The following is a 25,856-nucleotide window of genomic DNA, read 5'->3' on the forward strand; positions in this document are numbered from 1 at the left end:
CGTGGCTCGTTCGAGCCCGAGGCACGTTCGAGCCGGACCGAAGAATTACTTCGTTTCCAGATGGCTGGACAGTGAACCTTCAATCTTGATGCATGATCAAGAATCCTGAAGAGGATGAGCAGGCGTTAATGTTCGGAGGCGGAGCATGTGCGTGAGTTCGAGTTTGAGCAGGAGTTTGAGCAGGAGTTTGAGCTGGAGTATGAGCAACTCTGGCTTTTGCGAAAGCCGGAGTTGGATTATAATGGGAACACCACAGAGAATTAAACCCGTGCCCTCCCATCGGGAGAGATCCAATTTCCTACTGCCTGGAAGGAGCGGAGATGAAACAACTGACTGAAAAACCGAAAATCCTGATCACGAATGATGACGGAATCAGCGCTGGCGGCATTCGATTGCTGGCACAGACCGCAGCCCGGTTCGGCGATGTTACCGTCGTGGCACCTGCGGAGGAGCAGAGTGCCATGAGCCATGGCATTACAGTTCGCCAACCGCTGCATGTGACGGAATACCATGCTCTGGAAGGAATCCGGGCATATCAGGTGACTGGCAAGCCGGCGGATTGTGTGATTATGGCAATGGACCGGCTGGGACTGACGTTTGATTTCGTCTTTTCCGGGATCAACCATGGAACGAATCTTGGCATAGACATCAATTATTCCGGGACAGTCGGAGCGGCCAGCGAAGCACTGCTTTATGGGATCCCTTCCGCGGCCTTCTCCTCAGCGCTGGGTGATGATCCGCTGACACGTCGGGAGCTGGCCCGGGTTCTGGAATTTTTGTTTGAGGAAAATCTCTGGCATGACGATTCGGTCCTCAATGTCAACTTCCCCGGCGGCAGCCGGAGCCAATCCAAAGGAATCCGGATCACCCGTCAGGCATTGTCTCTTAACCGTCCTTTTTCTGAAGGAACTGACCTGGCGGCCTGGGAAGATGGATTTGTATCGGTCACTCCGATTGGGATTGATCGCACCCGCTACGATATTTTGAATCAATGGAAGGAAAAAAAGCATGAATGGTGAATGGAATGAAATCAGAATCGTTGTCCCTCTGGAGGCAATTGAGGCTGTGACAGGGATTTTGTATGGAATGAATGTCAAAGGAATCTCACTGGAGGATCCCACCGATCTTCTGACAAGAGAAGCAGGACCGTTATCCTGGGATTTTGCCGATATAAACCTGTTCCCGGAAGGGGAAAAAGCAGCGGTTCTGACCGCGTATTTCCCGGATACCGAAAATATGGAAGAGCACATGTCCTTTTTGCGGGAACGAATCGTCGGACTGAAAGAATTCGGAATCAGCAGCGAACCATTTCGGGTGGAGGGCAAAAAGGTTTTCGAAGAAGACTGGGCCAATTCCTGGAAAAAGTACTACAAACCGATCCGGATCGGTTCCCGAATCGTGATCAAGCCGACCTGGGAAGATTACAATGCCGCCCCGGAAGATCTGGTGGTGGAGATGGATCCCGGAATGGCATTTGGTACCGGCACCCATGAGACGACCAAGCTGTGCATTGAGATCCTTCAGGATTATGTGAAGGGCGGAGAAACGGTATTTGATGTGGGAACCGGTTCTGGAATCCTGGCAATCACAGCAGCCAAGCTTGGGGCGAAGGAAGTCCTGGCCATTGATCTGGATCCGGTTGCCGTGGATTCTGCAAATATCAATGTCAGGCTCAATCAGATGAACCAGGTGACGGTTAAGGAAGGCAACCTGCTGGATGAAACCGGCGACAAGGCCGATGTAGTTATCGCCAATATTATTGCCGACGTTATCATCTTCCTGGCAAAGGACTTGGACCGGGTCCTGAAACCGGGCGGTCTGTTCATCGGCTCAGGCATCATCCATCTGCGGGAACAGGATGTGCTCGATCAGCTGAGTGCATCCGGCTTTGAAGTTCTTGAAGTGCGCAATGAGAACGACTGGCGGGCGGTAGTGGCTCGATTGAAAGCAGCCGAATAATCCCTGACTTAGGATTTCATTCAGGCAATTCGTCAGCCGATCCAGGCACTGAACGCTGAATGTTCATTGACTGATTGATCGGGAAGAGGGGATGTCGCAAGTCCATGCAATGAAAAAAACCACCTGACTTATACCGTCTTGCCGGTATGAGTCGGGTGGTTTCGTTTGCTGGGCTATCTCAGTTTTTTAACATTGGCTGCCTGGAGACCCTTTGGGCCTTCTTCCAATTCAAACTCGACGCGATCGCCCTCATCGAGGGATTTTCTCATTTCATCTGAGATAATGGCACGATAGTGCACGAAAACGTCTTTCTCACCAGGTACTTCGATGAAGCCATAGCCCTTTTCCTGGTTAAACCATTTAACGGTTCCTTCTTTCATGAAAAAACATCTCCTTAATAAAAACGTACTGTTTAAGTTACGGAGTATTATAACATAGGCAGGAAAACAGGATGTGAATAATCCAATAATATGCATGTTATAATTGGATTTGAAAACGATCCGTCATGGATCACCGGACAATACGATATGATTGATGAAAAGATCGATGGGAGGCCAATGATTGCATAAATTTTTTACACAGGATATTACGGAGATGACAGCCAGAATTACCGGGGATGACGTCAAGCATGCCTGGAAGGTACTGCGCCTCAAGGAAGGGGACAGGGTACTGGTTAACGATTTGGACGGACAGGATTACCAGGGGGAGATTCGATCCATCAATAAGACCGAGGTTGTGGTGAGTTTGGATGAAAAAATCGCCCAGACCAATGAGAGTCCTTTGGAATTGACAATCTTTCAGGGACTTCCCAAAGGTCAGAAAATGGAACTGGTATGTCAGAAACTGACCGAGCTTGGCGCTGTGCGGCTGGTGCCGCTGATTACTCAACGGGTCATACCGGAAGTGCGGTCGGAATATAAAAAACTTGACCGGCTGCGCCGGATTACGCTGGAGGCCGGAAAACAGTCGATGCGGAGCAGGATTATGAAGGTAGCTGAGCCCATCGAGCTGACGGAACTGGAACAGGAAATGCGGGGATTGGACCTGATTCTCGTCCCTTATGAAAATCAGGAAGGTACCGGTCTTGCCGGATGCGAGGATGAGATACGCGCTTCGCGGCGAATTGGCATTGTGGTCGGACCGGAAGGTGGGTTTGAGTCTTCTGAAATCCAATGGCTGCAAGAGAACGGAGCCAGAATAATTACACTGGGCCCCAGGATCCTGCGGACAGAAACCTGTGCCCTTAGTGTTGTATCGATCCTGCAGTATATTGCCGGAGATATGGCTGGTGTTCGTCCGGCGAAGGAGGAACTTCATGAAAGTCGCGTTTGAAACCTTGGGCTGCCGCGTCAATATTTATGATTCGGAAGCCATGCTGGAGCTGTTCCGAAAAGACGGCTACGAGGCAGTTCCCTTTGAATCAAAGGCTGATGTATATGTCATTAATACCTGCACTGTGACGAATACCGGTGACAAGAAGTCCCGCCAGATGATCCGCCGCGCCCGTCGGATGAACCCGGATGCGGTCATCGCCGTGGTCGGATGTTATTCCCAGATTGCACCGGAAGAAATCGCCGCCATTGACGGAGTTGACATCGTACTGGGTTCACGCAACAAATCCCGGGTCGTAGAACTGGCTAACCGCAGCCTGGCCACTGGCGAGCGGATTGTGGAGGTTTCGGACGTCATGGCTTCCCATGAGTTTGAGCCGCTGAATGTCAGCGATTTTGAAGACAAGACCAGGGCATTTCTTAAGATCCAGGATGGCTGCAACCGATTTTGCACCTATTGCATGATCCCTTATGCCAGGGGTGGGATCTCCAGCAAAAGAAAGGATCTTGTCCTGAAGGAAATTCATCAGCTGGTCGAGGCTGGTTTTCAGGAAGTGATACTGTCCGGCATTCATATTGCTTCCTATGGACTGGATAAACCAGATCAGGGCGTTCTGCTGGGTGATTCAAGCTATGGATTGATTGAGCTGCTTGAAGATCTGGAACAATTTGAAGGGCTGAAGCGTATTCGTATCGGCTCCATCGAACCAATGTTTTTCAAAGGGGATCGTCTGGAACGGATCGCTCGCTTAAGGAAGCTTTGTCCACACTTCCATTTAAGTCTTCAGTCCGGATCTGATTCAGTTCTGAAGCGGATGAATCGGCGCTATACTACCCGGGAATATGAAGAAGTTGTGAATGCGCTTCGGGTTCAAATTCCCCAGGTCAGTATTACGACCGATCTGATCACCGGATTTCCCGGAGAAACAGAGGATGAGCACAAAGAAACATTGGATTTCCTGAAAAGGCTGCGGCTGACCAAGACTCATGTCTTCAAATACAGCCCTCGCGCAGGTACCGCGGCTGCCGGCATGCCGAATCAGGTTTCTCCGGCGGACAAGGATCGCCGCAGCCATGAGCTGACCAGCCTTTCAGATGAAATGGAGAATCTGTTTCATGCCAGTCTGATTGGGACTGTTCAGGCCATCCTGTTTGAACACAGTGATAGTTCAATGGGGAGGGGACTCACTGAGCATTTTGTCGAGGTTCGGGTTGAAACCGAAGCAGATCTGGCCGGACAAATCCGTAAGGTGTACATCGTATCTTCAGTTTCGACTCATTGCACAGGGATCCTGCTGGATGAATCGTAATGATCAAAAAATAAGAGGAAAAGGCCCTGATATTCTCGAAAACGAACAGTTTATTTAAAGAAATGACAACTCATTAAATAACCATTGAATTGTTTTGGCTTTTCGAACAATACGGCCTGTTGAGCGTTATCAAACAGATTTAATCGAGGCGTTTAGATTTCCAATTCGTCATTTATGCATGGATATTTCGCTAATTTACGACGAAATTATCAATGAAAGCAAAATACGGCTTGTTCCGGATTGCGAAGATGCATAATTATAAACAAGAATGTATAGAATGGGGCTTATTTAAACGTTACACTGGCCGTAATTTTAAAAAGTGATTTATAAATATTGTATAAAGGTCGAACGATGTGTTAATATAGGTTTAATCTTTAATGGGACCAACTCATTTTGATAATCTTAAGGAGGATTAGTTAATGAAGAAAAGAATCGTATCACTTCTTTTGCCTGTCGTTATGGCTGCCTCAGTGCTTGCCGGTTGTACACCATCAACCCCAGCTACCCAGCCGACAACAGGTGGATCAACTCCGTCAACCACAACCGCGGACTCAACCCCTGCAGGTACAACCACTGCAGACTCCACGACTCCGCTGACGGCAGCCTCACTGGTCGAGAGACCGGACATCATCAAGACCCCTGGCAAGAACACCGTCATCATCGGAACAACAACCGAGCCGACGGGTGACTTTGCTCCTCCCTGGTGGCAGAACAATGCAACCGACAACGACATCAAGACATTTGTTGAAGGTTCTGCAACTGTTGAAGCCAAAATGGACGGCGAACTGCTCATCAACAAATCTGTTGTAGCAGAGCACAAAGTGACCGAAAATGCAGATGGTACCAAAACCTACGAGTTCAAAATCAATGATGGTATGGTATTCTCTGATGGTACTCCGATCACCGCAACCAACTATGTTGCATCGATCCTTCTTTTCTCCTCACCGGTCCTTCAGAAACTTAATGCGAAGCCTACCTATGGTAACTACTATGTAGGATACGCTGACTTCCTCGAAGGCAAAACAAAGGAATTCTCAGGAGTTCGCCTCATCGATGACAAAACGTTCTCCGTAACCATCGATAAGGAATACGTTCCTTCCTTCTATGAACTGACCCAGGCTTCCGTTGGACCGACTCATCTGGACTACTGGCTGAACAATTCAGCAGCAGGCAAGGTTGAGATCAAGGATGACGGCAAGGGTGCATACTTCAGCGACAACTTCACCGAAGAAAACTTTGGTAAGGCGATTGAAAGCGCGAAGAACAACCCAGACAGACCGGCTTCAGGCGCTTACAAGGTCAAAGAATGGGATCCGACTTCCAAGATCATGGTCCTTGAGATCAATGACAAGTACGTTGGAAACTGGGAAGGCAAGAAACCTTCCATCAACACTGTAATCTTCAGACACATCACATCCGCAACCGCGATGGATGAGCTGAAAACCGGTGGAGTTGACCTTCTGACCCACATGATGTCCGGAACTGAAATCAACGCAGGATTTACCCTGGTTGAAGACGGATCCAACAAGTTCAACTACTTCGCATATCCCAGAGCAGGATACGGTAAGCTTGCTTTCGTAGCTGACGTATACCCGACCAAGGATGTAGAAGTCAGACAGGCGATTGCTCACCTGCTGGACAGAAACAAGTTCACCCAGGCATTCACTGGCGGATTTGGAACTGTTGTTAACGGACCTTACGGCGAAGGCCAGTGGTTCTACAAAGAATCTCAGGCTGCCCTGGCACCGAGACTGAACCAGTATGCATACGACCTGAATGCTGCCAAGGAACTCCTTGACAAAGCCGGCTGGAACCTGGACAAGGATGGAAAACCATACTCCGGAACTGGCCTCAGATACAAAGAGAACCCGGACAAGAAGGGCGAGTTCATGCCGCTCATCATCAAATGGGGATCCTCTGAGAACAACGCTGTTTCCGAACTGCTTGTAACCCAGCTGCAGAAGTCCACTGATGTGGCTGCTGCCGGTATGGAAATCCAGCAGACCGTTATGACCTTCGAAGAACTCCTGAACTATGTTTACAGAGATGCTTCACAGGGTGAAAAATACGGCGCTAAGGAATTCAACATGTTCAACTTCGCTTCCAACTTCCCAGTTGGTTATGTACCAAGAGATGAGTACACAACCGATGAGAAGAAACTGGCTCAGGGCTACAACACCAACTTCATCGTTGACAAGCAGCTCGAAGAACTGGCTGAAGGATTCTGGAAAGTGGCTCCGACCGAAAAGGAAAAATTCCTTGAAGGATGGCAGAACTACATCGCAAGATGGAACGAACTGCTTCCGGACCTCCCACTGTATTCCAACCAGATCCATGACTTCTTCAATGCGAAGATTCAGAATTACGAGTCCTCCGCAACCGGTGGCTTAGTGGATTCCATCCTCTACGCAACAGTTCAGGACTAAGACCTAAATAATTCTTTTAACGAAGCAAATGAGGCTTTTTAAGGCCTCATTTGCACGTTAAAAGAGAAATTGATTAAAACGAGGGGGAGAAAAATATGGCAAAATATATACTGAAGCGATTCATGTATATCGTACTTGTATTCGTTGCCTTGTCCGTTATCATCTTTTTCATGTATAACAGCGTTCCCGGTGACCCAGCGATGGCTAAGGTCTATCCTTTAAAATCCACCATGTCTCCGGAAGCGTTCCAAAAGATGTATGCGATCACAAGAGCCCAGATGGGTCTGGACGACCCGCTGCCACTCAGATACTGGAAATGGTTTTCCAGACTGATCACACTTGATCTTGGAACTTCAACACTCTACAACAAACCAGTTATGGATGTCATCAAGGTGCCGTTGAAGAATACGGTTCTGATGAACCTGTTCGTTGTCTTTTTCGGATTGCTCATCACCATTCCGCTGGGAATCGCGATGGCCGTCAAGAAAAACACTGTTTTCGACAGAATTATCCAAGTAGCAACATTGGTAGGTGTTTCGATCCCGTCCTTTGTTACTGCTTTGGTATTGATATACTTCTTCGCCGTTAAACTCGGCTGGTTCCCTGTCAGTGGTTGGAAAACCCCGAATCTGCAGGCAGCCACGCAATGGGCTGAGACCAAGGATATTCTTTGGCACTTAGTTCTGCCTGTTGCAATCCTGGTTATGTCTTCCATGGCCAGCACCACGCGGTATATCCGTTCTGCCATGGTCAGCTCACTTTCCATGGATTACATTAAAACCGCCCGCGCAAAAGGTCTCTCTGAGAAGGCCGTCATTTTCTCCCACGCCTGGCGCAATGCGCTCCTGCCGGTCGTAACACTTCTGATCGGATGGGTTCTGTCCATTTTCTATGGATCCATCGTTGTAGAAAGCATGTTTGGACTGAACGGAATGGGAAATACCTTCATCACGGCTTTAAGAAATCAGGACTGGTCAGTTGGACTCGGTATCCAGATGTTCTATGTACTTTTGGCCTTGGGATCCAATCTCATCATTGACTTGACATTCGGTCTGGTAGACCCACGTGTCCGGATCAACGCGTAGGGGGAAGACAAATGTCAGAAGAATTGAAAAAAACAAACGGAAATAATGAGCAGAAAGCCGCTGCGCCCAAAAAGGGCTTGTTCGGCAAGAAGAAAAAGAACCTGAACATCTATCAGGAAGAACAGATCCAGACGCCATGGCGGACCGTAGTCAAAACCTTTGCCTCAAACAGACTGTCCATGGGCGCGCTGATTGTGTTCGTACTGATTGCGGCCTTCATGTTTATCGCACCGTACTTCTACCGCATCGATCTTGGATACAATGAACCGATGCAGGCGGATCTGCCTCCGTCACAGAACTTCATGGAGTTCCCGGAAATCATGAAAACCGGTGCCAGAGATGTCGCTGTCGGAAGCACGTTCGGTGTTGGCATCGACAAGGATGGAAATTTCCATGCCTGGGGGCAGAAAGCGCTGTTCGCCATGCCTGACCTTGAAGCAAAGAAACCCGCTGGCATGAATAACCTGGTTCAGGTAGCTGCCGGCTATGACCATGTTTTGGCATTGGGTGCCGATGGCAAGCTTTGGGCATGGGGCAACTCCCGAAACGGACAGACCCGGATTCCGCCTCAGCTGAGAAATGCTAAGATCAAATCGGTTCATGCAGGTTACAAGTTCTCACTGGTTGTTCTGGAAGACGGTACGACCGCAGCCTGGGGCAATGTGATGAACTTTGACTACAACGACTTCCATCAGTATCAGGGACAGATCGACAAAGTGGCAATTACCACCGATGTTGTGTCAGCCCTGACCAAAGATGGAACGATTGTTTACCTTGGAACTCAAGCGAACACATTCTCCAAACCGCCGGCAGGCAAGTTTATTGATATTGCTGCCACCTCTAAGTCTTTCGCAGCCATCCGTGAAGATGGAAAGGTCATCGACTGGGGAAATCTGAGCTATCGGACGGGTCAGGAACTTCCTGAATTCACTTCCAAGCCAGTGGCAATTTCAGGTGGACTTTACCATTACGCCACCGTTCTGGAAAATGGTTCAATCGTTGCCTGGGGTGAAGATGACCAGCGGCAGATCGCTGTTCCTTCAGGTGTTACAAACGCGAAGATGATCGCTTCCGGATTCTATCAGAATTACTACATAACAGCTGATGGTCAGCTTAATTCCTTCGGTATGAAAGGGTATCTCCTGGGAACGGATGAATTCGGCCGTGACGTTCTGACCCGTATCATCAACGGCGGCAGACTGTCTCTGACCATCGGTACGTTAGCTGTCATTATTTCCACACTTATTGGTATGGCATTGGGCGGCATCTCCGGATACTTCGGAGGCAAAGTCGACATGTTCATCCAGCGGTTCGCGGAAATCATTTCCTCGTTCCCCTTCCTGCCAACGATCATTCTGTTAAACTCTGTCTGGGGGAATAAGTTCACCTCAACTCAGAAAGTTTACCTGATCATGGTTCTTCTCGGGTTCCTCGGCTGGACCGGCCTGATGCGTCTGATTCGTGCTCAGGTTCTGTCACTGCGTGAACAGGAGTTTGTTACCGCGGCCAGAGCCATGGGTATTAAGGAACTGGGAATCGTATTCCAGCACATTATTCCTAACGTTATCTCAGTAATCATTGTTTCCGCCACTTTGGACTTTGCCGGCTACCTGCTCTACGAAGCAACGTTGTCCTTCCTGGGCTTCGGGGTACAGCCGCCACAGCCAACCTGGGGCAACATGCTGTTCGGTGCCAACAACTCCACGGTTATTCAGAATTTCTGGTGGAGATGGGTATTCCCTGCGCTGATCCTTTCCATCTGCATCATTTGTATTAACCTCATCGGAACCGGACTGGACGATGCCATCGATCCGAAATCGCAGGAAAGGTAGAAAGGAGAACAGGTTATGCCGTTATTAGAGATTAAAAATTTACATACCTATTTCAAAACGAAAAAAGGTGTTGTTAAAGCAGTTAATGATGTCGACTATGTGGTTGAAGCAGGGAAGACATTAGGTGTTGTTGGTGAATCAGGCTCCGGAAAATCCGTTTCTGTTATGAGCATCATCCGTCTTCTGGATGGAAATGGCTATATTGATTCGGGTGACATCACATTCGACGGAAAAGACATGGTTCACATTCCGCTGAAAGAAATGGAAAAAATTCGTGGAAACGACATTTCAGTTATTTTCCAGGAACCCATGACTTCGCTGAACCCGGTGTTCACCATTGAGCGTCAGATTTCTGAGCCTTTGATGATTCATCAGGGACTCAACAAGAGCGAAGCAGCCAAAAAGACCATCGAAATGCTCAAACAGGTTCGGATTCCGAATCCTGCCAAAGTAACCAAGCAGTATCCTCATCAGCTGTCCGGCGGTATGCGTCAGCGTGTCATGATCGCTATGGCACTGGCCTGCGAACCGAAGCTGCTGATCGCGGATGAACCTACTACCGCGCTGGACGTAACAATCCAGGCTCAGATACTGAAGCTGATGAATGATCTGAAGGCCCGCAAGGGAACTTCCATCATCTTTGTTACTCATGATCTGGCGGTTATCAACGAAATGGCTGATGACGTTGTCGTCATGTACTGTGGTCAGGTTGTTGAAAAAGCCCCGGTTCGCACCATCTTTGATGAAACCAACTCCAAATACAGACATCCCTATACCGAAGGCCTTCTGTTCTCCATCCCGCGGCTCGACACCCCGGTAGATACGAGACTTGAGCCGATCCCGGGAGCGGTTCCGCATCCCCTGAATCTGCCTAAGGGCTGTAAGTTTGCACCACGCTGCAAATATGCGACAGAAAAATGCCAAAACGAAGAACCGGAACTGCTTCTGCTGGAAGATCAGCATGAAGTAAGATGTTTCTATCCGGAAAAGGGGGTCCGTTCAGGTGAGCAAAATGCAAAATAAACCAATGAATGATGTTAAGAACAATCAGCCGGAAACCGCTGCTGCGGGGAACTCGACTGATGGAAAAAAACTGCTGTTCCGTCTGAAGGATTTCACGAAATACTTCCCATTAAAGAAATCATCCATCTTCCAGAAGGAAGCCCTGTTTGTCCGGGCCAATGAAGGGGTTGATTTGGATATTTTCGAGGGAGAAACACTGGGCCTGGTTGGAGAATCAGGTTGCGGAAAATCAACCCTTGGTCGCACGCTGCTTCAGCTTTATCCCCTGACCAAAGGCGAAATCCTCTATTACGGTGACCCGGAACATCCGGAAGGAATCGACCTGGCGAAGCTGAACCGCGATCAGATGAGAAAGTACCGGAAAGATCTTCAGATCATTTTCCAGGATCCTTATTCATCACTGAATCCCAGAATGACGGTTGGTCAGATCATCTCAGAAGGACTGAAGGCAAATGGCATTATCGAAAAAGATGATGAAGAAAGCCAGAAGTATATCCTGGATGTTATGGAAAAATGCGGCCTCCAGCCCTATTTCGTACACCGTTATCCCCACCAGTTCTCCGGCGGACAGCGTCAGCGTATCGGTATTGCCCGGGCAGTCGCACTGAATCCCAAGTTCATCGTCGCTGATGAACCGGTTTCCGCACTTGACGTTTCCATTCAGTCCCAGGTTATCAACCTGCTGCTGGACCTCAAGGAACGCCATAAGCTGACGTACCTGTTTATCTCTCATGACCTGTCTGTCATTAAGTACATTTCCGACCGTGTCGGCGTTATGTACCTGGGCAACCTGGTCGAGCTGACGGACACCAAGGAACTTTTCGCAAACCGCCTCCATCCCTATACGGAAGCTCTGCTGTCGGCTATCCCGACAACGGATCTGAAGGAAAAAGTGGAGATCAAGATCCTGGAAGGGGATATTCCTTCACCGATCAACCCACCGGCAGGCTGCAAGTTCCACACCAGATGCCAGTTCGCTCAGGAACGCTGCAAGACAGAAGTGCCTGAACTCCGTGAAATTCGCCCCAATCACATGGTTGCCTGCCACTTCCCGCTGCTGAAGCAGGAAGATCGGGCCAAGACCATTGACATCACTCTCGCGGACGAAGTTCAATAATCGATTCATCGGAGAAGCATGTTCAAGAAAAAAATTGATGAGGCATTTGATGCCGTTAAAGATCAAGATCATCCGGTCGACGAGGAGAATTTCCGGACAACAATGGAAGAAGAAATGGAGCGAAGCGACTTCCTGGCCATGGTGCTGGGCGCTTACAAGTTTTTCCTTCCCTTGTTCCTGGGCATCATCCTGCTGGTTGTACTGATTCTGAGTCTTGGTTAACTCCATGAACAGCAGACGAGATTCTCGTCTGCTGTTATTTTAATGCTTTCAAAAGAATTAGGTAGTATAATAGAACTATGACAGGAGGTGAAACAATGGATTGTTTATTTTGTGAAATTGCACATGGCCGAGTTCCAGCAGAAATCATCCATGAGGATGAATACTGTGTCGCATTCAATGACATCAATCCCCAGGCACCCGTTCATTTTCTCGTTGTCCCCAAACATCACATCCCATCCATCGCAGATATCACTGAGGCGGATCAGCGGATTCTGGGACATGTTCTGAAGATCATAGCGATCCTGGCCAATGACAAAGGTCTCAACGAAAACGGCTATCGGGTCGTTTCCAATGTTGGTCGGAATGCCCAGCAGACGGTGCCCCACCTTCATTTCCACATATTAGGCGGAAGAAGTATGAATTGGCCTCCCGGTTAGGTGTTGACGTTTAGCTCTGTTCGGGGTATAATAACTGATGTGTTATTTTGCCCCGCAGGGCTGAAATGTTTAAATTTTTTGCTAGCGGAGGGAGGGATAAATAATGTCAGAAATCAAGGTTGGAGAGAACGAAACTTTAGAGTCAGCTCTCAGAAGATTCAAGAAGAAGTGTGCCAGAGCCGGAGTTCTCAGTGAGGTCCGGAAGAGAGAGCACTACGAGAAACCGAGCGTAAAGAGAAAGAAGAAGTCAGAAGCTGCCAGAAAGAGAAAGTTCAAGTAACTTCGAGGTAGAGAAAAATGACGATAAAAGAGATGCTCCAACGGGACTGGATTCAGGCCATGAAGGAGAAAGACAAGAATCTGAGCAATATTTTGAATATGGCGAAGGCTGCAATTTTGCAGGTAGAGAAAACTGATAACCGTAAGGTTGAAGATCCCGAAGCCCTTCAAATTTTAGCCAGAGAAATCAAGCAGCGTCGTGAGGCTCTCACGGAATTCCAGCGGGGCAACCGGCAGGATCTGGTCGATCAGGCTAATTTCGAAATTGAAACACTGTTGCGCTATATGCCGGAACAGTTGACCGAATCCGAAATCGCTTCATTGATTAAAGAGCAGGCTACGCTTTTGGGCGCAAATAACATAAAGGATATGGGCAAGCTCATGGGTGCGGTACGGCCCCTGACAACAGGGAAAGCCGATGGCAAACTGGTGAGTGAACTCGTTAAAAAGTATCTGAATGAACAAAACTAGGCTTATCCCGTTCGTGGGTAAGTCTTTTTTTGTCCTTTTGCATCACTGGCCAAGACTGAATTTCTGATGTGAACGGATGCGGTTTCGTGTATCATAGAAGTAAGCGAAATACACTGGATGGGAGGAAGCTTATGCTGAATCTGGAAAACGATCAGACTCTGCTTGAGCCTGCACGTGAACTGATCGATAAATTGAATGAAGCACTCAATGTCGTCGCTGAAGGCGAAGGCGTGGATTATGAACCGGAAGTAAGTCTGTATCTCGTCGACAATCAGGCGATCCAGGAACTTAACCGTGATTATCGCAGCCTCGACACAGCAACGGACGTCCTGTCTTTTCCGGTGCTGGCCTTTGAAGAAGGAGCGGTTTTTTCGGAGCAGTATACCGAACATGATCTGACGGACGATCTGTTCCTGGATGACCGTCTGTTGCTGGGCGATGTCATTATCTCGACAGAGCGGGCAATCAGTCAGGCGGTGGATTATGGCCACTCGATCCAGCGGGAGATGGTGTTCCTGTTTGTACACTCGCTGCTCCATCTGTTGGGGTACGACCATATGAACGCCGCCGACCGGGAACGAATGGTTGCCAGGGAGCAGCATTATATGGCATTGATTGGAGTGAGCCGATCGTGAAGCGGGGTTTGACTGACAGTTTTAATTATGCGATTCACGGACTGATCTACGCCATTCGGACGCAGCGCAATATGCGCATCCATGTGCTATCCGCTATTGTAGTTCTGATCGCTTCACTGGTCTTCAAGGTTTCCAAAGTGGAAATATTGATCCTGCTCATAGCCGTCACACTGGTCATCACAGCCGAGTTGATCAACACAGCGCTGGAATCGGCCGTGGACGCGACGACCAACTATTACCACCCGCTTGTTAAAATTGCCAAAAATACGGCGGCAGCCGCTGTTTTGGTTACTGCCATCAACGCGGTCAGCATCGGCGTCCTGGTTTTCTGGACGCCGATCACGCAGATGACCTATGGCGGAATCGTCCTGATTAAGACTTCAAGCCCGTATTTTGCCTTCGCAATCCTCGGGATCGTGACCTTCCTGGTTCTCTATATCAAAGCTCATGTCGGTGACGGCACCCCGCTGCGCGGCGGCATGCCATCAGGCCATACGGCCATTGCCTTCGCGCTGGCCACGATGATGAGCTACGTGACAGAGAATCCGATTGTGGTCACATTGTCCTTTATCATGGCAGTTGTCGTGGCACAAAGCCGGATTGATACCCGCGTTCATACCTTCTGGGAGGTTTTCGCGGGTGCGCTGCTTGGCTTTGCCAGCACCCTGCTCCTGTTCCGTCTGTTCGGCTTCTAGAGCCTCAGATGGTCAAGTCGAAGGAAGAGTGGCGGCACGCCGTGAGCGATGCCTGCCAGCTTCTGGAGCGGCCCTGACGCCATCAGTCACCGGTTTGCCACTGTTAATTCAGACACATCATTTTCAACATCAGAAAGGATTGATTTCATGGAAATAAAGATACAAGAATTGATTGACCTGGCTCTTGCGAAAAAAGAGAAGGCTTATGTGCCGTATTCTCAGTTTTCGGTAGGGTCGGCAGTCCAGACCGAATCCGGGGAGCTGGTCGGAGGGTTTAACATTGAGAATGCCTCTTATGGTGCCACCAACTGCGCGGAGCGCACCGCCATTTTCTGCGCACTGCAGGGGGGAGCTAAAAAAATCAAAGCCCTGGCAGTCACTGGCGATCCTGAAAACTACACCTATCCCTGCGGGATCTGCCGTCAGGTAATGGCTGAATTCGGGGATCCAGACATGGTTGTCATTGTTGCCAAAAACCGCTCGGAATATCATCTTCATACCCTGGGGGAGATTCTTCCCGGGGCGTTCACCAAACAGGATCTGGAAGGCAGGGAAGACCATGTTTAAATCTGGCTATGTTACGATCATCGGACGGCCCAATGTGGGCAAATCAACTCTCCTCAACAACCTGATGGGCGAGAAGCTGGCCATTGTGTCCAGTAAGCCTCAGACAACCCGTACCACCATGCAGGCCATCTATAACGACAACGATTCTCAGATCATCTTCGTAGATACTCCTGGAATGCACAAACCAAAGCACAAGCTGGGAGAATACATGGTCAACCGGGCGACGGATTCCACCAATGAAGTGGACTTGATTCTCTTTCTGACCGATTCGGATGAACCCGGTCCGGGAGACGAATTCATCATTGAAATGATGAAACACCGCTCCGCGCCCAAATTCCTGGTCATCAACAAAATGGATGAAAAGAAACCGGAAAATCTGGCCCAGACTCTGCTGGCTTATCAGAAACTGGCTGATTTCAACGAAATGATCCCAATCAGCGCGCTGCACGGAAAAAATGTCACCCGGCTGATGGACCTGATGAAAAAATACCTTCCGGAAGGGCCGGCCTACTATCCCAAAGATATTATGGCCGATGTCCAGGAAAAGTTCATTGTGGCTGAGACTGTCCGTGAAAAGGCTCTGCGCCTGCTCAATGAGGAAGTACCGCACGGCATCGCCGTCAATGTCACTTCCATGAAGGAACGGCCGGATGGCACCCTGGATATTGAAGTGGATATTGTGACTGAAAAAGAATCCCATAAACCCATTATTATCGGTCGCGGCGGGCAGACGCTGAAAAAAATCGGAATGTACGCCCGGCAAGATCTGGAACATTTCTTCCGCACGAAAGTCAACCTGAAGGCATTTGTCAAAGTCAGGAAGGACTGGCGGGACAATCCGGGTTTCCTGGCTGAATACGGCTATAAAAAAGGCAAGTAGCCATGAACCTGGTCAAGACCCGGGGCGTAATCCTGAATACCATGGAGTACAAGGAAAAAGACCGCCTGCTCCATGTCTTCACCCTCGAGTACGGTAAAATCTCCGTCCTGGCCCGCGGGACTCGCGGCACCAAGGGGCGGTTTCAGGCGGCGGCACAGCCCATGATGCTGTGTGACTTTGTACTGTTTCCGGGCAAGAGTCTCTATCAGCTGAACGAAGCGGTTGTCATCCACTCGTTTTCGCACGTGAAAACTGATTTTGACCGGATTGCCTATGGCAGCTACTTTCTGGAACTGACCGATATCGCCATGCCCGATCATGAAGTCAATGAACGATTCTTTCTCGATCTGATGAAGGCAATGTATCTTCTGGATCAGCCCGGCATTGCGGTGGAACAGCTGGCCCGAGCCTTCGAAATGAAGACTCTGGTGCGCACCGGAAACCTGCCGGACCCGGCTCTGGCACAGGGGATGCCCGAATCGGCCCGACTGCTGATTCGAAACCTTCTGAACAAGCCTCTCGAGGAGATGATGCAGCAGGTGTGTGAAGCGGCGGATCTGGCCATCGCCGGTCAGCTGACGAAACAGCTGCTGGATGAAAACTTTCAGCGCAAGCCAAAGAGTCTGGAAATACTTCAGTCATCCTATTAAGGAGAGTATCGATAAAATAATCTACAGGAGAGCTTAGCATGGATAACAAAGATTTGATGGAACTCATCGATGAAATCAAGAAACGTCTCCGTGTCTCATATGAAGATGCCAAGGCCGCCCTGGAGCGGAATCAGTTTAATCTCGTGGAAGCCCTGGATGATCTGGAGGAACGCTCCGGCATTCCGATCAGGGAGAAGGTCGAGGAGACCGGAGCCAGATTGACCGGACCGACCGTGACTTTCCGCCGCGGAGGACAAGATCTCGTTACAGTGCCGGCAGTCGTTGTCCTGGCCATCACTCTGATCGGCCTGAAGCGCCCTAAACTGCTGCTGGGTGCCGGGGCAGCACTCCTTCTGTCCGGAACGGATGCAGCGCTTACCTGTCAGGGGAGGGAAGTCAGCCTCCATGAATCAGTCTTTCGCCGTTCTCGTAAGGCAGCGGCCAGTGTTCAGGAGATGAGAGAACGGCTGGATGACCGCCTGCAGGACATGAAAGATCAGGCATTCCAGAAAGAGGGACCCAGTCACGGGGACCGATACTTTACCATCAAGCTGTAAAACATTGTCATCACAAGCTATATCTAAGGCAACCTACCCACGAGCTGTTTTCGGGGACGGTTGCCTTTTGTGATCCGTCTTGAACCTCCGGTCCAAGGATATTCAGTCCTGAACATCCAGAATCGAAAAACCGGTCTTGAAATAACGATTTTTGATGAGAGATTATTTTGAGAGAGATTATTCTGATGAATGTCAGGACTTCCGGGGACAGACCCGCGAAGACCTGTGGAAATTGGACGGGGAAAGCAGAAAGTTCAGTGTTCGCGATGAGACTTCATGTGGGAGGTCCTTCGGACAGAAAGCCACAGAGATTACGCGGGACGCGATGACAGGAATTCATTTGGATCGATGCGGTGGAGCTGGAACATTCCATTCTGAAGAGAAAATGACAGTTCATCATAAAATGGGCAAGGTATCAAAAAATTGCCAACTGAGCTGTCAAAAATCGAAAAAAACTAAAAAATGAAAACGTATCAGCGGTGAAACTAAAATAATATCATAAACGACCCCATCAATCCGTGAATAATCGTTAAACTTGATTAATCCTGTGGGAATTCATGGTATAATTTGTGGTGGATTGTGGACTTTAATGAGTCCATGTTAGGCATTCATCAATCACTCTGTTTCAGAGTAAAAATAAGTGAGGTAAGAGAATGGAAAACAAACAGTACGTATACCTTTTTACAGAAGGTAACGCCAAAATGAAAAACCTTCTCGGCGGCAAGGGCGCCAATCTGGCTGAAATGACCGGATTGGGGATCCCGATCCCCCAGGGGTTCACGGTAACAACGGAAGCTTGCAATAAGTACTACAATGACGGCCGAGTGCTGGCACAGGAAGTAAAAGAAGAGATCCGCAAAGCCATGGCAAACATTGAGGAAGTCACCGGAAAGACGTTCGGCGGACAGACCAATCCTCTCCTTGTTTCTGTACGTTCGGGAGCCAGAGCTTCCATGCCCGGCATGATGGATACCATCCTGAACCTGGGTCTGAATGACGAAACAGTTGAAGTACTGGCCCGTGAAACCGGAAATGAGCGCTTTGCTTATGACTCTTACAGAAGATTCATCCAGATGTTCGCGGACGTCGTTATGGAAATCGAAAAGAAAAACTTCGAACATATCATGGATCACATGAAAGAAGCCAAGGGAGTTCATCTCGATACCGAGCTGGATGCCAACGACTTAAAGGAACTGGTCAGAAAGTTCAAGGAATTCTACAGCCGCGCCAAGGGTCAGGAATTCCCGCAGGATCCGGAAGAGCAGCTGATTGAATCCGTCACTGCGGTTTTCCGTTCCTGGGACAATCCCAGAGCGAATGTCTACAGAAGACTCAATGACATTCCTTATTCCTGGGGTACAGCAGTCAACGTCCAGGCAATGGTCTTTGGAAACAAGGGCGAAACATCAGGAACTGGCGTTGCCTTCTCCAGAAACCCATCCACGGGCGAAGACAAGATTTTTGCTGAATACCTGATGAATGCTCAGGGCGAGGACGTTGTTGCCGGAATCCGGACACCGTTCCCCATCGAAGAACTTAATAAGCAGATGCCTGAAGTTTACCAGCAGTTTGTCTCCATCGTTGACACGCTGGAAAAACATTATCGCGATATGCAGGATATGGAATTTACCATTGAAGAAGGCAAACTCTACTTCCTGCAGACCAGAAACGGCAAGAGAACTGCGCAGGCAGCACTCAAGATTGCGGTTGACCTGGTTGAAGAAGGACTCAACACGAAGGAAGAAGCACTCCTTAAGGTTGATCCCAAGCAGCTTGACACCCTTCTCCACCCGGCTTTCGATGAAGCTGCGATGCAGAATGCTCAGGTTATTGCACAGGGTCTGCCGGCTTCTCCCGGAGCCGCTACCGGAAAGATCGCATTCACTGCGGCTGAAGCCAAGGAACGTGTAGAAAAAGGCGAAAAGGTTATCTTGGTTCGTCTTGAGACTTCACCCGAGGATATCGAAGGCATGATTGCCGCTGAAGGAATTCTGACCGTTCGCGGCGGAATGACTTCTCATGCAGCGGTTGTTGCCAGAGGTATGGGAACCTGCTGCGTAGCCGGCTGTGGTTCCATTGTTGTCAACGAAGCCAACCGTACGGTTAAGGCTGGCGACAAGCTTTATACCGATCAGGATTACATCTCCCTGGACGGATCCACCGGAAATGTCTATGGCGCGCAGATTGCAACCGTTGATCCGGAAATCTCCGGTGATTTCGGAACCTTTATGAGCTGGGCTGATGAAGTTCGTGTTCTCAAGGTTCGCACCAATTCCGATACACCCCACGACACCGAGCAGGCTGTCCGCTTCGGAGCGGAAGGAATCGGTCTGACCCGTACCGAGCACATGTTCTTCGGCGAAGATCGGATTCCGGCAATGCGCGAAATGATCGTTTCCCGTACTGTGGAAGCCAGAAAGAAAGCCCTGGACAAAATCCTGCCGATGCAGAAAGCAGACTTCAAGGGCATCTATGAGGCATTGGAAGGCCGCCCGGCAACCATCCGCTTCCTGGATCCACCACTGCATGAATTCCTGCCCACCCATGAATCAGACATCGTGGCGCTGGCAAAAGACATGGAGATGGAAGTACAGGAACTGAAGGATATCATCACTTCCCTTCATGAATTTAACCCGATGATGGGACACAGAGGATGCCGGTTGGCCGTTACCTATCCGGAAATCGCTGAAATGCAGACCAGAGCGATCATCGAAGCAGCTCTGGAAGTGCGTAAGGAAAAGGGCCTGAACATCGTTCCGGAACTCATGATTCCGTTGGTTGGCGAAGTCAAGGAAATGAAGTACATCAAGGATATCGTTGTCCGCACTGCTGATTCCATCATCAAACAGTCCGGAGAGGACATGAAGTACAGCGTTGGTACCATGATTGAAATCCCAAGAGCCGCCATCACGGCTGATGAGATTGCCCGGGAAGCTGAATTCTTCTCCTTCGGTACAAATGACCTGACTCAGATGACCTTCGGATTCTCCAGAGATGATGCCGGCAACTTCCTGAAGGATTACTATGAAAAGAAAATTTACGAATTTGATCCTTTCCAGAAAGTAGACCAGACCGGAGTTGGCCGTCTCGTAGAGATCGCTGTTGAGCTGGGCCGCAAGACCAGACCGGACATCAAGCTTGGCGTTTGCGGAGAACACGGCGGAGATCCATCTTCCGTTGAATTCTTCCACAAAACCGGACTTGACTATGTCTCCTGCTCACCGTTCCGTGTACCGCTTGCCAGACTGGCTGCTGCACAGGCGCAGATCAAGTTCCCCAGAGAAAAGAAATAACTGAAACCAATCAGTTCTAATCCATAAGATTCGCCGTCCCGGTACTGCAGAACCGGAACGGCGAATCTTTTTTCGTTGAGAAAAGGGACCTAATTCTTCAGGACCGGCAAACCATTGTTCTGAGGCTGACAAACCATTGTCTGGGAGGTATCGAGCTGTGATCCACTGCTCCAAATTGACCGGTCGGGGTGAGCTGTTTCAGGCGGAAGGAGGAACCGTTGTCGACTGCCTCTCTGGGGGATTTATCAAGATTTGCTGTGTTTCTGTCTGAATTAGCATATAATGAAAATAACTATCGATATTTCTGTGAATAAGAGGGCTCTCATGAAATTAACTTCCCGCTTCCAAAAATTAATGATCTTATTGACCTTACTGGTCTTCTTTACCGGATGTCAGCCGGCAGCCCCTATATCCTCATCCAGGCCCCCTGAGACCTCAGGCGGGTCTGCCTCGGCTCCGGGTTCAACTGGAGCGTCAGGGACCGCTACGGAGAGCTCTGGTGGATCCAGCCAGCCTGCCACGAAGACGCAGCCGACAGCCTGGTCAGAAGGGGACTTTCCCGATGGTTCAGTAATTGGCCGACGACTCCTGGGAACGATTGGGTCTCTGCACCCACATCAGGTCCGACTGTCCTCGGAAGAAGAGTTGGCCCGGTACCTGTATGGCTCACTGTTTGTGATGACGGTGAATTCCGTTTCAGGGGAAGCGACCGCGGCTCCTTACCACGCATCCGCGGAGATTGCGGCAGAGGATGCAACTCATTTTCTGATCAAGCTGCGCTCTGGCATGACTTTTTCAGATGGCAGCTCCATTACTGCTGACGACTACGCAGCCGCCATGCAGAGCCTGCTGGATCCGAAACAGGCATTGGATGCGGGAGCGCGATTTTTGACACAGCTGCCTATTTTGAATGGAAAATCATTTTTCAGCGGCAGCCTGTCATCTTACGCGCAGGTCGGATTCCAGGCGGTTGATGATTTGACGCTGCGGCTTACACTGGACCAGCCGATGAAAATTGATGAGATCCAGGTTCGCCTGACTACGCCTTTTCTGGTGCACTCCAGCCTGGACAAAGGCGATGGCTGGAAAGAGCTGATCTGCTCCGGACCCTATGTGATTGAGAATTACACCCCGGGAGCCGGGCTTCGCCTGAAGCGGCGGGAGGACCCAGCACTTGATCCGGTTCATGCGGCTTACTTTACTCAGGACTACCTCGTCTTGCGGATCTATGCATCCAGAACGCAGGCAATGGAAGCATTCCGGGCCGGGACTCTGGATCTTTTACCGGTGTCCGGGGCGAATTATAAGCAGTTGAAGAATGACCCGAACCTTCAGATTGCCCCATCCAGTACAGTCTGGGGAATCTATTTAAACCTGACATCCGAGAAGTCAGCTTTGCTCCGGGATCCGGACTTCCGTCAAACCCTGTACTTGGGAACAGACCGAACCGGAATCGCGGTCGGACTGTTCGGCAGTTATCGCTCCTGTTCCGGGTTTTTGGGACCGATTTCTAAAGTGGAACTTAACGGGAGGCGAACAGCCTTCCGCAAGACGGCCCAGGGCAAGAAAAATGTGGACCAGGCCAATGTCTTCGACCCCAATAAGGCAGGGACGATGGCAGAAGCTGTGATTGCCCGGTCAAAACCTGAAGAGCTGGAGCTACTGATTCCGGCTGGAGATGAGCAGATGCTGGCGATGGGGGAACTGTTGAAATCAGGCTGGGAACAGCTGTTTTCAGGGAAACTCACCATTCGAATCACTGCTCTGCCCTTGCAGCAGCTGTATGACCGGCTGCAGAAAGGCGAATATGATATGGGGTTTGGCGGAATGGGTCAGGATCCGCTGGATCCATGGAACTCCCTGGCAGCCTTTGGCAGTGCTTACCCCGGCAAACTGGATCGCTGGATGAACCAACGGTTTGACGACCTGCTGACAGCTTCGACCGGTAAAGGAACTGCCGATCCTGCGCTGCGCCTGAATCAGCTGGCCGAAATGGAATCCCTTCTGCTCAGGGATCTGCCCATGCTGCCCCTGTTTGTGGATGATACAGCCTGGCTGGTCAGCGACCGGGTGGAACTGCCGGCCGGGGAGTATGTCCCGGGCGTCGGGTTTGGCCTGGATCAGGCTGCTTTCAAAAAATAAACCGATAAAATCGGACGGTTGCGGTCATAATAGAACAAACCATTGTTGATGGGAGGGATGACATTGAACATCAGAGAACGGATTGAACACAATGAGAATCTGATTCTGATCCCCGAGGCGGTTCACTCCAGGGATTCTCTCGGGCGGGAGCGTCCGGAACCTCTGGATGACTTTCGGACCTGCTTCATGATCGACCGGGATCGGATCATCCACTCCAAATCCTTTCGCCGGCTCAAGCATAAGACTCAGGTCTACATTCGTTCTACGGGTGACCATTACCGGACTCGTCTGACCCATACCCTGGAAGTCAGTCAGATCGCCCGAACCATTGCCCGTGGGCTGGCGGTGAACGAGGATCTGGTGGAAGCCATTACCCTTGGTCATGATATCGGTCACGTGGCATTTGCACATAACGGGGAAGATATTCTCAACCAGCTGCTGCCTGGCGGATTTCGCCACTTTGAGCAGAGTGTCCGAGTGCTGACTCGCCTGGAACGGGATGGGAAGGGTTTGAACCTGACGCGGGAAGTCCTGGACGGTGTGCTGAAGCATTCAGGACTGGGCGGCAAGGTGGCTGTATCGAGTCTGGAAGCGCAGATTGCGAAATACGCGGATAAAATTGCCTACGTCAATCATGACATTGATGATTCCATACGGGCCGGGATGATGGATCCCGGAGATGTACCGCAGGAATTTCTGGATGTTCTGGGACCGACTCACTCCAGGCGGATTGACACCCTGGTGCGGGACTGCGTCACTGCTACCACCGCTGAGATCGCTCAGGGGAATTTGCTGGTTCGACTCAGTCCGGCGGTGGGGGATGCTCTCATCGGACTGCGCCGGTTCATGTTTGAGAATATCTATCTGGGTCCGGCTCAGACCAGGGAAAAGGATAAAGCGCAGTTCATCATCAGTAATCTGTTTGAGCATTATATGAGCCACGAAGAAGAACTCCCGACACTCTACCGGGAAATCATGGCTGAGGAAGGTCGGGAAAGAGCGGTGGCGGATTATATTGCCGGGATGACGGACGATTTTGCCACCTCGGTCTTCCAGCAGATTTTCATTCCTGGCTTCACACTTTAAATTGTCTGTGCTATAATATATATTTGGCGGGTTATACTATGTCGACGACCATCGGCACCGTCCGATGGCGCCTGGAGAACCATGAAATTCATACCGGAAGCAATTATCGAACAAATCAAAGAACAAAGTGACATCGTCGAAATCGTTCAGGAAAAAGTACGACTGAAGCGGACCGGAGCCAACTATACCGGTCTTTGTCCCTTTCATTCGGAAAAAACGCCGTCCTTCAGTGTGTCCAGAACCAAGCAGATTTATAAATGCTTCGGCTGCGGCGAAGGGGGTAATGTCTTCACGTTCTTGATGAAGACGCAGAATCTGACTTTTGATGAAGCGGTGCGTCATTTAGCCCAGCGTTCCGGCATCGAGATCCCGGAGGAGAACGAAGAGCAGGCCGACCAGAGGCAGGCTCGGGAAACCCTGGAAAACATCAACCGAACGGCCGCACGCTTCTATTTTGATCACCTGCGTCAGAATCCAGCCGCCAGAGATTATTTTCTGAGGCGGGGAATTACTCCGGAAACCATGACTCGCTTTGGGCTGGGGTATGCTCCGGATTCCTGGGATGCCCTTTACCGGCACTTGATTCAGAAAGGCTTTCAGGATGCCGATATCAAGGCCTCCGGTCTGATGTCCGGCATGGACCGGGGAAAATGCTATGACCGGTTTCGCAACCGGCTGATCTTTCCCGTATTCGATCCGAGGGGCCGCATCACCGGATTTGGCGCCAGAGTGCTGGACGATTCCAAGCCCAAGTACCTCAACTCACCCGAGACGCTGCTGTTCCATAAAGGAACCAACCTGTACGGCATGAACTTCTTCCTGAAGAAAATGGCCAGGGATGAAAGTACTCTGCTGATCGTAGAAGGCTACATGGACTGCATTGCGCTCCACCAGGCCGGAATTCATCAGGCCGTGGCTGCCCTGGGAACAGCGCTGACTCCGATTCAGGCCCGTCTGATGAAGCGATATGTCAAGCGCGTCATCACCGCCTTCGATGCCGATACGGCGGGTCAGCAGGCCACCCTGAGGGGACTGGAGATCCTGGTTCATGAAGGGTTTGAAGTCCGGATTCTTCTGATCCCGGACGGCAAAGATCCGGATGAGTACATCCGAACTCATGGCCGGGAAGCGTTTCTGAAACTGATGGAGAAAGCACTATCCCTGACCGAATTTCAGATCAATCTGGCCAAAGAAGGACTGGATCTTTCCCGGGAAGAGGACAAAGTAACTTATTTTAAGAATTTGGCACCGGTGCTGGAAAAGTTGACTGGGATCGAAAAGGATATCTGGGTTGGCAAGCTGGCCGATGAGACTGGTGTCTCCCGCGAAGCCATCTCGTCCATGGTTCATTCCGGCTACGACCGTAAGCTCTGGATGAGCTCGAGCCGTCCGGCCGGGTTTGTGGAATCGGGGCATCGCAAGGCTCAGCGTTACTTACTCAAACTGATGGCTCAGGGATATGACGAGGTAGGGCGAAATATCCAGGTCGAGGAGCTCACAGGACGGTCCCACCAGAAGATTTTCGAACTGCTGTTAGCATACGATGGAGACAATGCCAACGCATTTTTGATGTCGCAGCTGACTCAGGTGGAGGACCAGTCGGAATGGGCGCAGATCTATGGCATATCGGATCTGCCAGCGGATATTGAAGTGGATCGTTTGATTACGGACTATATCCGGACCGTTCGTTATTACAATTTAAAGGCAAGAAAAAATGCCATGGTAAAAGAAATTGAAGTCCTGGAAAAAGAAGGCAGACTGGCTGAGTCGTTGGAAGCAGTCCGCGAGCTTTTGGAGATCCAGAAGGAACTTGGAGGTAAATAGATGGTAGGCAGCATTAACAAAAAAATTGATTTGGA

General features: G+C 50.1%; 24 protein-coding genes. 23 read left to right on the forward strand and 1 reads right to left on the reverse strand.

All coding sequences use genetic code 11. The features are described 5' to 3' along the window. The first annotated feature begins 320 nt into the window (after positions 1–320). The gene (surE, locus tag P6M73_RS06630; RefSeq protein WP_277855325.1) at positions 321–1,019 is read left to right on the forward strand and encodes a 5'/3'-nucleotidase SurE; all 699 of its coding nucleotides are present in this window, start codon (positions 321–323) and stop codon (positions 1,017–1,019) included. Then, positions 1,009–1,959 (forward strand): 50S ribosomal protein L11 methyltransferase, encoded by a 951-nt coding sequence (gene prmA, locus P6M73_RS06635; protein WP_277855326.1) that lies wholly within the window; start codon positions 1,009–1,011, stop codon positions 1,957–1,959. Before surE ends, prmA begins: the two co-directional genes overlap by 11 nt. Before the next feature lie 173 nt (positions 1,960–2,132). On the opposite strand, the gene P6M73_RS06640 is transcribed toward prmA, so the two are convergent. Next, positions 2,133–2,339, reverse strand: coding sequence for a cold-shock protein (locus P6M73_RS06640; RefSeq protein WP_277855327.1), 207 nt, complete (start codon positions 2,337–2,339; stop codon positions 2,133–2,135). 181 nt (positions 2,340–2,520) lie between these two features. On the opposite strand from P6M73_RS06640, the gene P6M73_RS06645 reads away from it, so the two are divergent. The 21 genes from P6M73_RS06645 to dnaG all read left to right on the forward strand — a co-directional run bounded on the left by P6M73_RS06645 (position 2,521) and on the right by dnaG (position 25,821). After that, positions 2,521–3,291 carry an RsmE family RNA methyltransferase gene (locus P6M73_RS06645; RefSeq protein WP_277855328.1) on the forward strand — a complete coding sequence of 257 codons (771 nt, stop codon included), beginning with the start codon at positions 2,521–2,523 and terminating at the stop codon, positions 3,289–3,291. After that, a complete protein-coding gene (mtaB, locus tag P6M73_RS06650) occupies positions 3,275–4,600 on the forward strand; it encodes a tRNA (N(6)-L-threonylcarbamoyladenosine(37)-C(2))-methylthiotransferase MtaB (RefSeq protein ID WP_277855329.1) in 1,326 nt (441 codons plus the stop codon). Before P6M73_RS06645 ends, mtaB begins: the two co-directional genes overlap by 17 nt. 419 nt (positions 4,601–5,019) lie before the next feature. Further along, entirely contained in the window at positions 5,020–7,026 is a 2,007-nt protein-coding gene (locus P6M73_RS06655) for an ABC transporter substrate-binding protein (protein WP_277855330.1), read from the forward strand. Positions 7,027–7,121: 95 nt separating this feature from the next. After that, positions 7,122–8,111, forward strand: a complete 990-nt coding sequence (locus tag P6M73_RS06660; protein WP_277855331.1) for an ABC transporter permease — start codon at positions 7,122–7,124, stop codon at positions 8,109–8,111. 11 nt (positions 8,112–8,122) lie between these two features. Further along, complete coding sequence (locus tag P6M73_RS06665) at positions 8,123–9,943, forward strand: ABC transporter permease subunit (RefSeq protein WP_277855332.1); 1,821 nt, start codon at positions 8,123–8,125, stop codon at positions 9,941–9,943. 15 nt (positions 9,944–9,958) lie between these two features. Continuing rightward, positions 9,959–10,966 (forward strand): ABC transporter ATP-binding protein, encoded by a 1,008-nt coding sequence (locus P6M73_RS06670; protein ID WP_277855333.1) that lies wholly within the window; start codon positions 9,959–9,961, stop codon positions 10,964–10,966. A 4-nt stretch (positions 10,967–10,970) separates the two neighbouring features. Next, positions 10,971–12,083, forward strand: a complete 1,113-nt coding sequence (locus P6M73_RS06675) for an ABC transporter ATP-binding protein (RefSeq protein WP_489666495.1) — start codon at positions 10,971–10,973, stop codon at positions 12,081–12,083. Positions 12,084–12,101: 18 nt separating this feature from the next. Next, positions 12,102–12,305, forward strand: a complete 204-nt coding sequence (locus tag P6M73_RS06680; RefSeq protein ID WP_277855335.1) for a hypothetical protein — start codon at positions 12,102–12,104, stop codon at positions 12,303–12,305. Between the two features lie 95 nt (positions 12,306–12,400). After that, positions 12,401–12,742 (forward strand): histidine triad nucleotide-binding protein, encoded by a 342-nt coding sequence (locus P6M73_RS06685; RefSeq protein ID WP_277855336.1) that lies wholly within the window; start codon positions 12,401–12,403, stop codon positions 12,740–12,742. A gap of 103 nt (positions 12,743–12,845) precedes the next feature. After that, positions 12,846–13,022: a 30S ribosomal protein S21 gene (rpsU, locus tag P6M73_RS06690; protein WP_090038177.1), complete on the forward strand. Its 177-nt coding sequence runs from the start codon at positions 12,846–12,848 to the stop codon at positions 13,020–13,022. Positions 13,023–13,039: 17 nt separating this feature from the next. After that, entirely contained in the window at positions 13,040–13,492 is a 453-nt protein-coding gene (locus P6M73_RS06695; protein WP_277855337.1) for a GatB/YqeY domain-containing protein, read from the forward strand. 131 nt (positions 13,493–13,623) lie between these two features. Next, positions 13,624–14,127, forward strand: a complete 504-nt coding sequence (ybeY, locus tag P6M73_RS06700) for an rRNA maturation RNase YbeY (protein ID WP_277855338.1) — start codon at positions 13,624–13,626, stop codon at positions 14,125–14,127. Beyond that, a complete protein-coding gene (locus P6M73_RS06705; RefSeq protein ID WP_277855738.1) occupies positions 14,121–14,822 on the forward strand; it encodes a diacylglycerol kinase in 702 nt (233 codons plus the stop codon). Before ybeY ends, P6M73_RS06705 begins: the two co-directional genes overlap by 7 nt. Positions 14,823–14,870: 48 nt before the next feature. After that, positions 14,871–15,389 (forward strand): cytidine deaminase, encoded by a 519-nt coding sequence (locus P6M73_RS06710; RefSeq protein ID WP_277855339.1) that lies wholly within the window; start codon positions 14,871–14,873, stop codon positions 15,387–15,389. Beyond that, positions 15,382–16,269 carry a GTPase Era gene (gene era, locus P6M73_RS06715; protein ID WP_277855340.1) on the forward strand — a complete coding sequence of 296 codons (888 nt, stop codon included), beginning with the start codon at positions 15,382–15,384 and terminating at the stop codon, positions 16,267–16,269. The genes P6M73_RS06710 and era overlap by 8 nt, the downstream gene beginning before the upstream one ends. 2 nt (positions 16,270–16,271) lie before the next feature. Further along, on the forward strand, positions 16,272–16,919 hold the full coding sequence (gene recO, locus P6M73_RS06720; RefSeq protein ID WP_277855341.1) for a DNA repair protein RecO: 648 nt from the start codon (positions 16,272–16,274) through the stop codon (positions 16,917–16,919). Positions 16,920–16,957: 38 nt separating this feature from the next. Beyond that, positions 16,958–17,476, forward strand: coding sequence for a UBA domain-containing protein (locus tag P6M73_RS06725; RefSeq protein WP_277855342.1), 519 nt, complete (start codon positions 16,958–16,960; stop codon positions 17,474–17,476). Positions 17,477–18,129: 653 nt separating this feature from the next. Beyond that, positions 18,130–20,769 carry a pyruvate, phosphate dikinase gene (gene ppdK / locus P6M73_RS06730; RefSeq protein ID WP_277855343.1) on the forward strand — a complete coding sequence of 880 codons (2,640 nt, stop codon included), beginning with the start codon at positions 18,130–18,132 and terminating at the stop codon, positions 20,767–20,769. A gap of 324 nt (positions 20,770–21,093) precedes the next feature. After that, positions 21,094–22,911, forward strand: a complete 1,818-nt coding sequence (locus P6M73_RS06735) for a peptide ABC transporter substrate-binding protein (protein ID WP_277855344.1) — start codon at positions 21,094–21,096, stop codon at positions 22,909–22,911. 63 nt (positions 22,912–22,974) lie between these two features. Continuing rightward, positions 22,975–23,997 carry a deoxyguanosinetriphosphate triphosphohydrolase gene (locus P6M73_RS06740; protein ID WP_277855345.1) on the forward strand — a complete coding sequence of 341 codons (1,023 nt, stop codon included), beginning with the start codon at positions 22,975–22,977 and terminating at the stop codon, positions 23,995–23,997. An 81-nt stretch (positions 23,998–24,078) separates the two neighbouring features. After that, on the forward strand, positions 24,079–25,821 hold the full coding sequence (dnaG, locus tag P6M73_RS06745) for a DNA primase (protein ID WP_277855346.1): 1,743 nt from the start codon (positions 24,079–24,081) through the stop codon (positions 25,819–25,821). The last annotated feature ends 35 nt before the right edge of the window (positions 25,822–25,856 follow it).

It is taken from the genome of Anaerococcoides asporogena, from assembly GCF_029590275.1.
Classification (GTDB): Bacteria; Bacillota; Clostridia; order Clostridiales; family Clostridiaceae; genus JG1575.

What these genes read in the sequence shown, in the direction of transcription:
- surE (WP_277855325.1), top strand. Translation starts at nt 321, where the DNA reads ATGAAACAACTGACTGAAAAACCGAAAATCCTGATCACGAATGATGAC.
- prmA (WP_277855326.1), top strand. Translation starts at nt 1,009, where the DNA reads ATGAATGGTGAATGGAATGAAATCAGAATCGTTGTCCCTCTGGAGGCA.
- P6M73_RS06640 (WP_277855327.1), bottom strand. Translation starts at nt 2,339, where the DNA reads ATGAAAGAAGGAACCGTTAAATGGTTTAACCAGGAAAAGGGCTATGGC.
- mtaB (WP_277855329.1), top strand. Translation starts at nt 3,275, where the DNA reads ATGAAAGTCGCGTTTGAAACCTTGGGCTGCCGCGTCAATATTTATGAT.
- P6M73_RS06655 (WP_277855330.1), top strand. Translation starts at nt 5,020, where the DNA reads ATGAAGAAAAGAATCGTATCACTTCTTTTGCCTGTCGTTATGGCTGCC.
- P6M73_RS06660 (WP_277855331.1), top strand. Translation starts at nt 7,122, where the DNA reads ATGGCAAAATATATACTGAAGCGATTCATGTATATCGTACTTGTATTC.
- P6M73_RS06665 (WP_277855332.1), top strand. Translation starts at nt 8,123, where the DNA reads ATGTCAGAAGAATTGAAAAAAACAAACGGAAATAATGAGCAGAAAGCC.
- P6M73_RS06670 (WP_277855333.1), top strand. Translation starts at nt 9,959, where the DNA reads ATGCCGTTATTAGAGATTAAAAATTTACATACCTATTTCAAAACGAAA.
- P6M73_RS06675 (WP_489666495.1), top strand. Translation starts at nt 10,971, where the DNA reads ATGAATGATGTTAAGAACAATCAGCCGGAAACCGCTGCTGCGGGGAAC.
- P6M73_RS06680 (WP_277855335.1), top strand. Translation starts at nt 12,102, where the DNA reads ATGTTCAAGAAAAAAATTGATGAGGCATTTGATGCCGTTAAAGATCAA.
- P6M73_RS06685 (WP_277855336.1), top strand. Translation starts at nt 12,401, where the DNA reads ATGGATTGTTTATTTTGTGAAATTGCACATGGCCGAGTTCCAGCAGAA.
- rpsU (WP_090038177.1), top strand. Translation starts at nt 12,846, where the DNA reads ATGTCAGAAATCAAGGTTGGAGAGAACGAAACTTTAGAGTCAGCTCTC.
- P6M73_RS06695 (WP_277855337.1), top strand. Translation starts at nt 13,040, where the DNA reads ATGACGATAAAAGAGATGCTCCAACGGGACTGGATTCAGGCCATGAAG.
- ybeY (WP_277855338.1), top strand. Translation starts at nt 13,624, where the DNA reads ATGCTGAATCTGGAAAACGATCAGACTCTGCTTGAGCCTGCACGTGAA.
- P6M73_RS06710 (WP_277855339.1), top strand. Translation starts at nt 14,871, where the DNA reads ATGCCTGCCAGCTTCTGGAGCGGCCCTGACGCCATCAGTCACCGGTTT.
- era (WP_277855340.1), top strand. Translation starts at nt 15,382, where the DNA reads ATGTTTAAATCTGGCTATGTTACGATCATCGGACGGCCCAATGTGGGC.
- recO (WP_277855341.1), top strand. Translation starts at nt 16,272, where the DNA reads ATGAACCTGGTCAAGACCCGGGGCGTAATCCTGAATACCATGGAGTAC.
- P6M73_RS06725 (WP_277855342.1), top strand. Translation starts at nt 16,958, where the DNA reads ATGGATAACAAAGATTTGATGGAACTCATCGATGAAATCAAGAAACGT.
- ppdK (WP_277855343.1), top strand. Translation starts at nt 18,130, where the DNA reads ATGGAAAACAAACAGTACGTATACCTTTTTACAGAAGGTAACGCCAAA.
- P6M73_RS06735 (WP_277855344.1), top strand. Translation starts at nt 21,094, where the DNA reads ATGAAATTAACTTCCCGCTTCCAAAAATTAATGATCTTATTGACCTTA.
- dnaG (WP_277855346.1), top strand. Translation starts at nt 24,079, where the DNA reads ATGAAATTCATACCGGAAGCAATTATCGAACAAATCAAAGAACAAAGT.